Origin of the sequence: Streptomyces sp. NRRL F-6676 (genome assembly GCF_000725625.1) — a bacterium.
In the GTDB taxonomy this organism is placed as follows: domain Bacteria; phylum Actinomycetota; class Actinomycetes; order Streptomycetales; family Streptomycetaceae; genus Streptomyces.
In genome coordinates this window covers 44,501-57,185 of the sequence record NZ_JOHS01000040.1, presented here as the reverse complement: position 1 = coordinate 57,185, position 12,685 = coordinate 44,501, and the positions used below count along the sequence as shown (strand labels likewise).

General features: G+C 71.7%; 11 protein-coding genes. 6 read left to right on the top strand and 5 right to left on the bottom strand.

The window, feature by feature from the left end:
* Positions 1–95 precede the first annotated feature (95 nt).
* Complete coding sequence (locus tag IO29_RS22755; protein ID WP_037840579.1) at positions 96–1,826, top strand: pyridoxal phosphate-dependent aminotransferase; 1,731 nt, start codon at positions 96–98, stop codon at positions 1,824–1,826.
* Positions 1,827–2,279: 453 nt separating this feature from the next.
* On the top strand, positions 2,280–3,875 hold the full coding sequence (locus IO29_RS22750; RefSeq protein WP_030382119.1) for a substrate-binding domain-containing protein: 1,596 nt from the start codon (positions 2,280–2,282) through the stop codon (positions 3,873–3,875).
* 31 nt (positions 3,876–3,906) lie between these two features.
* Here IO29_RS22750 and IO29_RS22745 read toward each other — a convergent pair whose 3' ends face one another.
* Together IO29_RS22745 and IO29_RS22740 are read right to left on the bottom strand one after the other, a co-directional pair.
* Complete coding sequence (locus IO29_RS22745) at positions 3,907–4,365, bottom strand: RrF2 family transcriptional regulator (RefSeq protein ID WP_030382118.1); 459 nt, start codon at positions 4,363–4,365, stop codon at positions 3,907–3,909.
* A 95-nt stretch (positions 4,366–4,460) separates the two neighbouring features.
* Positions 4,461–5,051, bottom strand: coding sequence for a hypothetical protein (locus IO29_RS22740; RefSeq protein WP_030382117.1), 591 nt, complete (start codon positions 5,049–5,051; stop codon positions 4,461–4,463).
* Between the two features lie 169 nt (positions 5,052–5,220).
* Here IO29_RS22740 and IO29_RS22735 point away from each other — a divergent pair, with 169 nt between their 5' ends.
* From IO29_RS22735 to IO29_RS22725, 3 genes are all read left to right on the top strand, one after another.
* Positions 5,221–5,994, top strand: coding sequence for an IclR family transcriptional regulator (locus tag IO29_RS22735; RefSeq protein WP_030382116.1), 774 nt, complete (start codon positions 5,221–5,223; stop codon positions 5,992–5,994).
* On the top strand, positions 5,991–6,848 hold the full coding sequence (locus tag IO29_RS22730) for an SMP-30/gluconolactonase/LRE family protein (RefSeq protein ID WP_030382115.1): 858 nt from the start codon (positions 5,991–5,993) through the stop codon (positions 6,846–6,848). The genes IO29_RS22735 and IO29_RS22730 overlap by 4 nt, the downstream gene beginning before the upstream one ends.
* 313 nt (positions 6,849–7,161) lie before the next feature.
* Complete coding sequence (locus IO29_RS22725; RefSeq protein WP_030382114.1) at positions 7,162–7,767, top strand: DinB family protein; 606 nt, start codon at positions 7,162–7,164, stop codon at positions 7,765–7,767.
* 10 nt (positions 7,768–7,777) lie between these two features.
* Here IO29_RS22725 and IO29_RS22720 read toward each other — a convergent pair whose 3' ends face one another.
* The 3 genes from IO29_RS22720 to IO29_RS22710 form a co-directional block, all read right to left on the bottom strand.
* Positions 7,778–8,920, bottom strand: coding sequence for a DUF3500 domain-containing protein (locus IO29_RS22720; RefSeq protein WP_051707660.1), 1,143 nt, complete (start codon positions 8,918–8,920; stop codon positions 7,778–7,780).
* A 236-nt stretch (positions 8,921–9,156) separates the two neighbouring features.
* A complete protein-coding gene (locus IO29_RS22715) occupies positions 9,157–9,915 on the bottom strand; it encodes an SDR family NAD(P)-dependent oxidoreductase (RefSeq protein ID WP_030382112.1) in 759 nt (252 codons plus the stop codon).
* Positions 9,912–11,477: an MFS transporter gene (locus IO29_RS22710; protein ID WP_078618466.1), complete on the bottom strand. Its 1,566-nt coding sequence runs from the start codon at positions 11,475–11,477 to the stop codon at positions 9,912–9,914. The genes IO29_RS22715 and IO29_RS22710 overlap by 4 nt, the downstream gene beginning before the upstream one ends.
* A gap of 217 nt (positions 11,478–11,694) precedes the next feature.
* Between IO29_RS22710 and IO29_RS22705 the strand changes: the two genes are divergently transcribed.
* Positions 11,695–12,609 (top strand): LysR family transcriptional regulator, encoded by a 915-nt coding sequence (locus IO29_RS22705; RefSeq protein ID WP_030382110.1) that lies wholly within the window; start codon positions 11,695–11,697, stop codon positions 12,607–12,609.
* Positions 12,610–12,685: the final 76 nt, after the last annotated feature.

Here is a 12,685-nt window from a genome sequence, read left to right as displayed (position 1 = left end):
CCGTATGACTGGGCGGCCCGTGCTCCCCCGCACGGGCCGCCCAAACGTGACGGGCCCGCCGGCGGCCCGTTCCCATACGGAGGTTCGAAGGCTTCATGGCCGACAACGTCACCTCGTTGTTCCGCGGCACCGCGGCGCACAGCCCCTCGATGGCCGCGCTGACGCGCGAGGGCGGCGACGGCCCCGGACCGGTGGACTTCTGCATCCCGTGCAACCCCTACTTCCCCACCCCCGCCATGTTCGACGAACTGGCCGGCCGGCTGCGCGAGATCATCACCTACTACCCCAGCAGCGCCGACACCATCACCGCCGAGCTGTGCGAACTGCTCCGACTCCCCCCGAGCTGCGTCGCGATGGGCAACGGCTCGACCGAGCTGATCACCTGGATCGACCATCTGCTGGTCACCGAATCCCTCGCCGTGCCCGTCCCGACGTTCGGACGGTGGACCGACCAGCCCATGGAGACGGGCAAGCGGGTCGACATGTTCCCGCTCCAGGAGTCCGGCGGCTTCGCCCTCGACCTCGGCGCGTACGCCGAGTTCCTGCGCAAGCGCGGGTCCCGGGTCGCCGTCGTCTGCAACCCGAACAACCCCGACGGCGGGTTCCTGCCCCGGCAGGCGCTGGTCGACTTCATGGACGCCATGGCCGACCTCGACCTCATCGTCATCGACGAGTCGTTCCTGGAGTTCTCCGACGCGGAGGAGGAGCCGAGCACCGTCCAGGACGCGATGCTGCGGCCCAATGTGATCGTGCTGCGCAGCCTCGGCAAGAACTTCGGGCTGCACGGCATCCGGTTCGGATACCTCGTGGCCAACCCGGCGCTCGCGGGCAGAGTCCGCTCGATGCTGCCGAAGTGGAACCTCAACTCCTTCGCCGAGCATGTGGTGTTCATGCTGAAGCGGCACGGCGCGGAGTACGCGGCGAGCCTGCGGCAGGTGCGGCAGGACCGCGCCGACATGGCCCGGCAGCTCGCCCAGCTGCCGGGGCTCACGGTGTACCCGTCCCAGGGCAACTTCCTCTTCGTACGGCTGCCGGTCGGGGCGGAGGGCACGGTCGTGCGCGACCGGCTGCTCACCGGCCACCGGATCCTGGTCCGCGAGTGCGGCAACAAGATCGGCTCCTCCAGCCGCTTCCTGCGGCTCGTGGTACGCCCCCAGGTGGACGTGCGCCGGCTGGTGACGGGGCTGGAACAGGTGCTGTACGGCACGGGTACGCAGGCGCCGACGGCAGGTGCCGGCTACAGCTCGGGGACGGCGGCGGTGGACCGCCTGGTGAGCGAGACGAACGGGGCGGGGATGGGTGCGGGCGCGGTGGCGGGTGCGGGCGCGGTGGCGGGTGCGGGCGCGGTGGCGGGTGCGGGCGCGGTGGCGGGTGCGGTGCCCGGGCCGGCTCCGGCGGCTGCGCCGCCCCCCGCCCCGGCGGCCGTGGCGCCCGCGCCGGGGCTCGGGGCGATGGTGGCCGCGGTGGGGCTGGGAACGCCGTCGGCGCCGGGGGTGGTGCCGGGGGCCGTCTACGGCGGGGCGCCCACGCCGGTCTCCGGACCCCCGCCGGTCTCGGCGCCGATGCCGGGGCCCGCGCCGGCGTCCATGCCGGCGGGGACCGTGGGCTGGGGCCCGGGCTCCGGACTGCCGGGGATGCCGGCGCAGCCGGGTGGGCCCGGGTTGCAGTCCGTCCCGGGCAACGGGGTGCCGCCGGTGGAGAACCGGCGGGGCATGCCGGCGGCGGGCGGCCTGACCGCGGCGCAGGTCCGCGGCCGTACGCAGCCGGACCCGCCCCCCGAAGCGGGGGGCTGGCCTCCGGCCGGGGCGATGTACCAGGCGGGCTGACCTCCGGCCGGGGAACGTACGCGGGTTCCCCGCGCCCCCTAGAAGCAGGGGGCGCCCCCTGCTTCTAGGGGGCGCGGGGAACTGCGCGAGCAACCACGACGCACCCGCACCCGCCATATGTCCCGCACCACTCGGCCTCTCCCGCGCCCGGGGTCGAAGGGGCGGAGCCCCTGGGGGACGGGAAGGGTAGGGGCGGCGGGGGCGAAGAAAAGAAGCCCGCGTCACACCCCCGCGTACGAGCCGACCGCAGGTCGACCCGCACCCCTACCCACCCGGACGGCACCCTCGGCGAAGAGGAACGCCCCCTTCCAGCCAACACCCGGTGAACGCCCGGGTGTTGTCGCTGTCACCACGGTGAACTCATCGTGTGATTACCGCACAACCCTCGCACTCCCGGACCCCCCACGGTCACGATGGCCCCCCACCGTCCCTCCAGCCATTCCGGAGCCGGCCGTGAACGGCTTTCCCTGGGAGTCCGTCTTCGCCGTACTGGGCCTCGCCGTTCCCGTCGTCGCGGCCCTGTGGGAGTTCGTCCTCGCCGGCCGCAAACGCCTCGGCTACCGCGTCCAGATGGACACGACCGCCGGCGACGCGGCGGCCACCCCGTACGCCGGAGTCCTCCAGCAACTGCGCGGCGCCGACGGCGCGCCCCTCCGCGACCCGTCGTTCGTGCTGCTGCGCATCGAGAACAGCGGCTGGGCCCCGATCGTCGAGGACGACTACCTCGCCCCCGCCGAGGGCCCCATGGGCATCCGCATCCGCTGCCGGGGCCGCCGCGTCGCCGGCATGGTGGTGACCGAACTCAGCCGCGACGAACTGCGCGGCTTCTTCACCCCGGGCACCGGCAACCACGGCTTCGTCCCGGGCACCGTCCCCGGCTTCGGCGTCACCGACGGCCTGATCGAGCTGCCGAAGGTGAAGCTCAACCGCCGCGACCACTACAAGGTGCTGGCGGTCCTGGAACGCGAACGGGGCGTCCCGGGCGAGGCGTTCCCCGAGCCGGAGGTCGTCGCGAGCGTCGTCGGCGGGGTGCGCGGCGGGACCATCAAGAAGACCGAGTACCACCCCTTCGCCTCCCGCCCCGTCATCGCCCTGCTGGTCGTGCTGGCCCTGGTCGGCGCGGTGCAGTCGCTGCTCACCTTCTCCCGCGACGACGACGTCCGGGCGGCGCCGCTGGACTGCGCGCGCGGCCGGCTCACCCTCTCCGGCTCCACCGCGTTCGCGCCGGTGCTGAAGGAGGCGGCGAAGCAGTACACGAAGACGTGCCCCGGCGCGCACATCTCCACCTCCGACAGCGACTTCGGCGGCAGCGGCCCCGGCCTGCGCGCCCTCGCGGACGCCGGTGACCGGGCGAAGCCCGCGGACGGTGACGGCACGGGGCTCGGCGACCGGCTGACGTTCAGCGACGGCGCCAAGCCCGCCGGCTACCCCCGCCTGCTGCCCCGCCCCGTCGCCCTCTCACTCTTCACCCTGGTCGTCAGCGAGGACGCCGGCGTCCAGGACCTCACCCTGAAGCAGATCCGGGACATCTACGCCGGGAAGATCACCAACTGGAACGAGGTGCACGGCAAGAACGTCCCGATCCACCTGGTCAGCCGCTACCCCGACTCCGGCACGCGCACCACGCTGGAGCGCAAGGTGCTCGGTGGGAAGAAGCTCCCGGCGACGACCACGAGCGACTGCACGGCCCTGGAGCGCGACAGGCCGGGCCGCTGCGAGGTCGGCAGGACGGACGTCCTGCTCGACACGGTGGCCCGCACCCCCGGCGCCCTCGGCCACAGCGAGGCCGGCAACGTCGCCGGGCACAAGGGCGTCGTCCCGGTACGGATCGACGGCTACCCGGCGACCCTGGACGGCGTCGAGAAGGGCGCGTACCCGTACTGGCAGACGGAGTACGCGTACACCTACGGCGAACCGCCCGCCGACTCCCTCGCCGCCGGCTTCCTGCGCTACCTCGCCCAGCAGGTCGGCCAGGACGTCATCCGCTCCCACGGCGACCGCCCCTGCGCGGAACTGGCGAGGCCGCTGCTGTGCCGCCCGTCCGCGTAACCGGTGCGGCCGCGGGACCGCGGGGCCCGGCTCACGGGTTCCGCCAGGCCGCCGGGTCCTCCGCCAGTTGCCGTACGGGGCCGGGCAGGGCGCCGGTGGCCAGGTCGGCGACCGTCACGCCCTCCAGCACCTGGCGGACGTTGGCGCGCAGGGCGATCCAGAGCGGGAGCAGCGGCTCGGCGGGGCCGGTGTACTTCAGCTGGGTCGGCCGTTCCCCGCGTACGGAGACGATGGGGCCGTCGACGGCGCGGATGATGTCGGCGACGGTGATCGCGTCCGCCGCCCGCGCCAGCCGGTAGCCGCCGTTGCCGCCGCGCTGGCTGGCGACGAGGCCGCCCCGGCGCAGATCGCCGAGGATGCCCTCCAGGAACTTGTGCGAGATGTCCTGCACCTCGGCGACGGCCTCGGCCTTCACCGGCCCGTCGCCCTGCCGCACCGCCAGCTCCACCACAGCCCGTACCGCGTAGTCCGCCCGCGCCGAGATCCTCATGCGTCCATTGTGGTGCCGAACCCGGCGCGCGGTGACCACCGGCTGTCGTAGCTCCGGGTGGCACGGCCGAGCGGGCCGCCCGGCGGTCGTCCCGCTCACCGCACCCCCACCCGCTGCAACAGCCCCCACGTGAACTCCGCCGCGCACTCCCTCCGCACCCCGTCCCCGTCCGGGGCCGTGAACGCCAGGCCCCAGCGGGTCGGCGCCGTTCCCTCCAGCGGGCGGGCCGGGGCGAAGGCCCGGGCGACCTCGTCGACCGTGCAGGACCACGGGGTCAGGTCCGCCACCGTCCGCAACGCCGGTGCCGACGCCCCCGGAGCCCGTACCAGCCACTCGTTCCAGACCGCCCCGTCCGGCCCGACCAGCGCCTCGAAGCGCAGGTCGGGCCAGAGCGGCACCGGCCAGCTCAGCGCCTCGCAGTCCAGGTCGCCGACCCGGCGCGCGGTCACCGACCCGGGCGCCCCCAGCACGGACCGGTAACGCGCCGCCGCCCCGCGCGAGCGCGGCGCCCGCACCCTCGCCTGCCACCGCCTGTTCGCCTCCCGCATCTCCGCCACCGACACCCCCAGCTCGTGCCGGGCGCGTTCGACGAGGTCCGGGTTGTGGTCGGCCATGCGGCGCAGCAGGACGAGCTGGAAGTCGAGGGGGGTGAAGGGGGCCGGGGCAGAACGCTTCGTGGGCGGCATGCGTCCATCCTCTCCGTAGGGGCCCGTAGGGCCCGTAGGGGACGCAACCCATTGCCGCTGTCCTCGGCCGTTGACTAGCCTATGTTCGTCATCCCGATCGCCTGTTGAGATTTCGAACATGACCGCAGGGAAACTGCGGAGAACACGACTACAGAGAGGGGGCCGGACCGTGGGACGCCTCGTACCCGCCGTCACCCGGGCTCTCGACATACTGGAGCTCTTCCTGGACGGTGACGGCTCGCTCTCCGCCCCCGACATCGTGCGCAAGCTCCAGCTCCCCCGCACCACCGTGCACGAACTGGTCACGACCCTGGCCGCGCGCCAGTACATCGTCCCGGTTCCGGGGCAACCGGGACGCTACCGCCTCGGCGTCCGCCCGTACCAGCTCGGCAGCCGGTACGCCGAGAACCTCGATCTCGCCGCCGAGGGCCAGCAGGTGGCCCGCGCGGTCGCCGAGACCTGCGACGAGACGGTGCACGTGGCCATCCTGGAGGGCACGGACGTCATCTACATCGCCAAGGTCGACTCCACGCACGCCGTGCGCATGGTGTCCGCCGCCGGCCGCCGGCTGCCCGCCCACTGCACCTCCGTCGGCAAGATGCTGCTGGCCTCGCTGCCGGAGCAGGAGCTCGACGCCCGCATCCCGGCCGACGCCGAGCTGATCGCGATGACGTCGAACAGCATCACCGACCCGGCCGCGCTGCGCGAGGCGCTGAGCGAGATCCGCGGCCGGGGCATCGCCGTGGAGACCCGGGAGTCCAACGAGGACGTCTCCTGCGTCGCCGCCCCCGTGCGCGACCGCACCGGCAGGGTGGTCGCCGCGCTGTCCATCTCCGTCCCCATGATCCGATGGAGCGACGAGCGCCGCGCCGAGCTGGAACAGCTCGCCGCGAAGGGCGCCGCCGAACTGTCGGAACATCTCGGACACCGGAGCGTGGCATGACGACGTACGCAGTGGAAGTCGCCGTACGGGCGGAGGCGGAACTGGGCGAGGGCCCGACCTGGGACGCGGCGGCCGGGCGGCTGCTGTGGCTCGACATCCTGCGCTCCCGGGTGCACACCTACGATCCGGTCTCCGGGCGCCGTACGGTCCGCACGACCGAGCAGCACGTCGGCGCCGTCAAGCCGCGCGCCGGGGGCGGTCTCGTCCTCAACCTGCGCGACGGGATCGGGCTGGTCGACGACGACGGCGGCTTCCGGTGGCTTCGGCACGAGCCGGTGCCGGGGCGGCGCGGCAACGACGCCGCCGTCGCGCCGGACGGGTCGCTGTGGGCCGGCACGATGCGGTACGACGAGGCGACGGGCGGCGGCACGCTGTCCCGGATCACCGGGGACGGGGCGGCCGAGGTGGTCCTCGACGACGTGACGGTGAGCAACGGCACGGGGTGGAGCCCGGACGGGCGGCTCATGTACTACATCGACACGCCGACGCGCCGTATCGACGTGTTCGACTACGACGTGACGACAGGGCAGGCCTCGGGGCGCCGCCCGCTGGCGACCGTGGAGGAGGGCGCGGGCTATCCGGACGGGCTGACGGTGGACGCGGACGGGTGTGTGTGGGTGGCACTGTGGGACGGGTCGGCGGTGCGGCGGTACACGCCGGCGGGCGCCCTGGACCGGGTGGTCCCGCTCCCGGTCCCCCGCGTCACGGCGTGCGCCTTCGGCGGCCCCGACCTGACGGACCTGTACATCACGACGGCACGGGTGGGCCTGTCCCCCGCGCCCCCCTTGGCCGGCTCCCTGATGGTCCTGCCCGGCGCGGGCAAGGGCACCCCCCAGCCCCCGTTCGCGGGCTGACGCCTCTGCCCTCACCCCGCCGCCCCTCCCGTCCCGACGGACACGGCAACGCCCCCGACTGCGGTCGATTCTCTCGCAGTTGGGGGCGTGGCTCCGTCCCGGACGGGAGCGCCGGGGCGGGGGTCCGTACGTTGCTGCCCTCGCACCTCGCAGCGCCCAGGAAGCGGCAGCCATCCGGTTCGGTGCTCACTTCCGTCGAGGAGTCCACAACGGATCGACGCAGGATGTCGCGTGCGTTTCTCGCTGGGCGACCCTGACGGCGAAGTGACGCGGGTCTTGAGGCCGCGAGTCGGCCATGGCAGGCTCATGCCGCGTGATCGATGAGTTCGCGAAGGACAGCCTGCACGAGAGGCTGCGGCGGGACCGCGAGGCGCTGCTCTGGAAACTCGACGGCTTGTCCGAATACGACGCTCGTCGACCGTTGACGGCGACCGGGACCAACCTCCTCGGCCTGGTCAAACACGTGGCCACCGTCGAGGCCAGGTATTTCGGTGAGGTCTTCGACCGCCCTTCCCCGGAACCGCTGCCCCGGTGGCAGGACTCCGACGACAGCGATCGATGGGCGACCGAGAACGAGACCCGCGATCAGATCATCGAGTTCTACCGGCGTACGTGGGAACACTCGGACGCGACGATCAAGGAGCTTCCCCTCGACGCCCCCGGCAACGTGCCGTGGTGGCCAGAGCCTCATGTCCACACGAACCTGTTCGCCGTCCTGGTCCATGTCCTCGGCGAGACCAACCGGCACGCCGGGCACGCCGACATCCTGCGCGAGGACGTCGACGGCCGGACCGGAATGCGGCCCGAGCACGAGATACGGATCGACCAGGAAGCCCGCGAGGCCTACTGCGCGAAGATCGAGCAGGCCGCCAGATCGGCCTCGAACGATCAGCCGCGTTCCCCTCAGCCAACCCCGTGACAGCGCGAGGTCAGCGTCGGGTGCCGCCGTAGTCGTCGTTCTTGTCGCGCCAGACGGCGTGGGGGTGGGGGCCGTCGCTGGTGTAGGGGGTGTCCATGACGAGCTCGAGCCAGAGGGTGGGGCCGTCGATGCGGATGTAGTCGCCGGCGTGGGTGAGGCCGGGGTCACCGGAGTAGCTGACGTAGGTGTCGCCGAGTTGGGAGATGTACCGATCGAGGTAGGTCTGCGCGGTGGCGTCATCGACGTCGCGGACGTAGTTCTCGATCGCTTCGATGACGAGCGGCCTCTGCTGCTCATCCAGTGACGACACCGGCACGCCTCGCGGGGTGTCGGGGAAGTCCCAGTCGGTGCCGGGTGCGAGGCGCAGGTCCCGGAAGGTCTCGTCGAGACGGGCGGTGCCGAGCTGGTCGTCGCTCAGCGAGCCGAGGAGGGCGACGAAGGTGTCCCACTCGTGTCCTTCTGGACGGTAGTCGACTCCCCGATACGTGAATTCCGGGGGCTCCATGCCTCGGAAGGAAGGTGTCACGCCGGCGACGGCACCGTTTTCGTAGGTGTTGTTCACGGCGAGGTGGTGTCCGCCGAACTGCAACTGCCACCGACCGGTCTCGGAGGGGGTGCCGAGGAAGGCGACGCGGAAGTCGCCTCGCCCGTAGCCGTCGCCGGCGCCGATGGAGTTGAGGTAGTCGTCGGCGATCAGGTGCTGCTGGATCTGCTCGTACCCGTTGCTGGTGCCAGTGCCGGTGGCGGCGGCAAGGAGGGCGTTGAGGGCGTCCCACTGTCCGTCACTCAGGGTACGCAGGTCGACGCCGAGGCGTCCGCGTTCGCCGAGGTACCACTGGGGATAGGTGTGCCAGCGGGATGCGTTCTCGAAGGTGTAGTCCTGTTGCAGGTCGGCGCGCTGCTCCTCGTTGAGGGAGTCGCGGAATGCCTCTGCCAGTCGGAGTAGTTCGGCATAGTCGAATGCGGCCGCGGGTGCGGCAGTGCCGGTGTGCGTGGTCGCAGGCGCGCCGGCGGGAGTGACAGGGCGCGGGCTCATGCTGGTGTCGTCCTCCGGAGCGGTGCAGGCGGGCAGGCCGAGGGCGAGCACGATGGTGCCGGATACGGCGAGGCGCCGATGTCGCCGACTGCGGCGGGTGGTGCCGGGGGTGGTCATGGGTGTTCCCCAAGAATGGTTGGCGGCCCGGGAGGACCGGGTGTGGCTGATGGGTGTTTGCCGTTGACGGCTCACGAGCAATGGCCGCCCGGTCCTCAGGGATGCTCCGACCACTGAGGGAGAACTGCGGTCATCGCTGGTGGGGGTATCCGCGAGACCTTCCGTACCGATGACCGCGCCGAGATCATCGAGTCCATGCCCGGCATGGGCCCGATTCCGGCCGAAGTCCGGGACGGTCAGAGGCTCTGGCCTCCGGAGGCTTCGATGCGCTGCGCGGTGATCCATCCCGCGGACTCGCTGGTGACGGCGAGGAGGGCGCCGCCGACGTCGGAGGGCTCTCCGACCCGGCCGGCGGCGTGGTTGCGCAGCAGCATGGCGCGGTAGTCGTCGTCGTCGCGGATCATCCCGCCGCCGAAGTCGGTGGCGGTGGCGCCGGGAGCGACGGCGTTGACGGTGATGCGGCGGGCGCCCAGCGCCTTGGCCGCATACTTCGTGTACACCTCGATCGCGCCCTTCATGGAGGCGTAGACCGAATAGACGGGGTTGGCGACGTAGCGGGTCAGGCCGGTGGAGAGGAATACGATCCGGCCCCCGTCGCGGATCAGCGGGGCGAGGGTCTCGGTGAGCAGGATCGGGCCCTTGACGTGGACGTCGTAGAGGGAGTCCATCGTGCGGGCGTCGGTCTGCCCGAAGGGCGTCTTCCCGTCGAAGCCGGCGTTGCTGATGAGGATGTCGAAGTCGGTACGGCCCCACGTGCTCCGCAGTTCGCCGGTGAGGTGTTCGCGGAACCCGTCGAAGGTCTGGTGGCGGCTGGTGTCGAGGTGGATCGCGGCGGCCTTGCGGCCCTGTCCGCGGAGCAGCGCCACGACGGCATCCGCCTCTTCCGGGTGAGAGCGGTAGGTGAGGATGACGTCGGTGCCGTCAGCGGCGAGAGCTTCGGCGCCGGCGCGGCCCAGGCCGCGGTTGCCTCCGGTGATCAGCGCGATGCGGGTCATGAGTGCTTCTCCTTCTGATGGGTGGTGGAGTCCGGCGCCGTGGCCGCGGACGCGGTGGTGCCGGCGGGCGCCTGGGGCGCGGGGGCGGCGGTCGTCGGTGCGGGGGCGTTGCGTCGGTGGTGGCGGGCGGCCCACAGCGTCAGGGATACGGTGACGATCCCTGCGGCGAGGACGAGGAGGCTGGTCACGGCCAGTCCGAGCGAGGCAGCGCTCGCGTAGGAGTCGATGATCGCCGTGCGGCTGCCCGGGTCGGTGGCGAGGGCTTCGGAGACGGTCTGCGCGGTTCCGCCGGGAGTGCGGAACGCCTGGGTGATGATGGTTCCGATCACCGCAACCCCGAGAGCGCTTCCGAGTTCACGCGTGGCGGACTGCAACCCGCCTCCGACTCCGGCCTGAGCGGCCGGGAGCGACTCGGTCATCTCCACCGTGAGGGCGGGCATGGCCGGCGCCATGCCGACGCCGATCACAACCAGGCAGAGGGCATAGGCGAGGTAGCTGCCGGTGGTGTGCAGAGACAGGGCGAACATGCCGATGCTGAGCACCGCGAAGGCGAACGCGAGCACTGCCGGGATCCCGAACCGGGCCACGAACCGGGGCACGAACCGCGGAAGGATCAGCAGCGGCACGATCATCGGCAGGATCCCCAGCCCCGTGGCCAGCACGGAGAACCCGTGCACGTATTGCAGCAGGGATGCGTTGACGTAGAACAGGCCGAAGTTCCCGAAGAACGCCAGCAGCATGCCCACGCAACTGGCGACCAGGGCCGGGAGCTTGCACAGACGCGGATCAAGCAGCGGGTGACGGGTGCGCAGACCCACGATCACCCACACCGCCCACAGCACCGCCGAACCCACGAACGCTCCGACCACCAGGACACTGCCCCAGCCCTGCTCCGGCCCCTGGATGATGCCCAGCATGAGGGTCACGGTCGCGGCGGTCAGCAGCACCGCGCCCACCGGGTCCAGGGGGGCGTCCGACCTGGCGCTTCGGGGAACGATGACAGCGACCAGCACGAGGAGGACGACCGCCGCCGGCGCGACGACATCGAACAGCAGCCGCCAGGAACCCGACGACAGCGCGAGGCCGCCGCCGACGTTGCCGAGCGCACCGCCGATGCCGCCCATGGTCGCCCATGTCGTCACAGCGGCGCGCCGGCGGGCCGGCGGGATGGTGTGCAGCAGCACGGCGAGGGTGTTCGGCAGCACCAGCGCCGCACCGACTCCGGTGGTCGCGCGGCCCGCCAGCATCACCGCCACCGACGGGGCCGCCGACGACAACACCGCGCCAACGGCGAAGACGCCGAAGCCGGCCATCAGGACGCCCTTGCGACCGAACCGGTCACCCGCGGCGCCCGCCGGGATCACCAGACACGCGAAGAACACCACGTACGCGTCGATGATCCACAGCAGCTGCGCCGCCGTGGGATGCAGGTCGCTGGCGGCGAGCATCGGCACAGCGAGGTTGATCGAGGCCACGAACCCGACAACGAGCACGCTCGCCGCGCACATCGCCGCGAGCACCGCCCGCTGCCGGCCCACGGACACGGCCGCGACTGAAGACATCACAACTCCCGGAACTCGAGGGAGCGAACTTCGCTCCCTCTGAAGTCAACCCAGCACGACACATGATGTCTACTGCAACTTGTGCATACGGGAATTGCGTCTTGTGCAAGAGTGGGCGAGGCGTGGCCCCCTCACACGCGGTTCAGTCCCGCACGTGGGCCGCTGCACGTCACTGATGAGCCGACCGGCCGGTAGAAGAGCGAGAGGACCCCCGCCCATGGATGACAACCTCGACCTGAACCTGCTCCGCGTGTTCGACGCCCTCATGCAGACCGGGAGCGTGACCGACGCCTCGGAACTCCTGCACCTCTCCGTCCCCGCGACCAGCCGCGCTCTGGCCAGGCTGCGCCACGCCATGGGCGACGAGATCATGGTCCGCGCCGGCCGGGGCCTCACCCCCACCCCCTTCGCCCAACGCTCCGCACACACGGTGCGCAGGCTCCTCGAAGAAGCCGCCCAGCTCGGACTCGACAGCCAAGGAAGCGACCCCGCCAACTGGCGACGTGCCTTCACCATCCGCATCAACGACGCACTCGTCCCCGTCCTGGCCCCCGCGATCCTCACCCGAGCCCGACGCGAAGCTCCGGGCATCACCGTCCGGCTCGTCGCGGAAGGCAGCGAGAGTCCCGAGGCACTCCGCGACGGAACGATCGACCTCGACATCGGAGTGCCGGACCCCGTCGTCGCCGACCTACGGACCGAGCACCTCTACCAGGACGAATACGTCGCCGTGTTCGCCGCCCACTCGCCGCTCGCCCGCCTCTCAGCGCTGACAGTCAAGGATCTCTGCGCTTATCCGCACGTCACAGCGTCTCGCCGTGGCCGCACACGCGGCCCCATCGACGCAGCCCTCAACGAGACGGGCCACCAACGGCAGGTCGTGGCAAGCGCCCCCTCCATGACCGCCGCCGCACTCCTCGCCCTGGAAGACGACCTCATCGTCCCCATGCCCCAACTCCTCGCGACCCACCTCATCGCGAGAGGTCTGCCACTCCGTCAGCTACGACTTCCCGTCGCATTGCCAGTGCTCAACATCGGAATCCAATGGCACCAACGCCTCGACACCGACCGACCCACCCGATGGTTGCGAAGCCTCATCCGGTCGACGATTCCCGCCGAGGATCCGGCATGATGTGCCGGCCGATGACCACGGACGCGTGTGCGTTCCCGCCCCGCGCACGCCATGGCCTCGTGCATACGGAGCCCAT

Excerpts from the sequence above, each read along its gene's own strand:
- IO29_RS22755 (WP_037840579.1), top strand. The coding sequence starts at position 96 with ATGGCCGACAACGTCACCTCGTTGTTCCGCGGCACCGCGGCGCACAGC.
- IO29_RS22745 (WP_030382118.1), bottom strand. The coding sequence starts at position 4,365 with ATGAGGATCTCGGCGCGGGCGGACTACGCGGTACGGGCTGTGGTGGAG.
- IO29_RS22740 (WP_030382117.1), bottom strand. The coding sequence starts at position 5,051 with ATGCCGCCCACGAAGCGTTCTGCCCCGGCCCCCTTCACCCCCCTCGAC.
- IO29_RS22730 (WP_030382115.1), top strand. The coding sequence starts at position 5,991 with ATGACGACGTACGCAGTGGAAGTCGCCGTACGGGCGGAGGCGGAACTG.
- IO29_RS22720 (WP_051707660.1), bottom strand. The coding sequence starts at position 8,920 with ATGACCACCCCCGGCACCACCCGCCGCAGTCGGCGACATCGGCGCCTC.
- IO29_RS22715 (WP_030382112.1), bottom strand. The coding sequence starts at position 9,915 with ATGACCCGCATCGCGCTGATCACCGGAGGCAACCGCGGCCTGGGCCGC.
- IO29_RS22710 (WP_078618466.1), bottom strand. The coding sequence starts at position 11,477 with ATGTCTTCAGTCGCGGCCGTGTCCGTGGGCCGGCAGCGGGCGGTGCTC.
- IO29_RS22705 (WP_030382110.1), top strand. The coding sequence starts at position 11,695 with ATGGATGACAACCTCGACCTGAACCTGCTCCGCGTGTTCGACGCCCTC.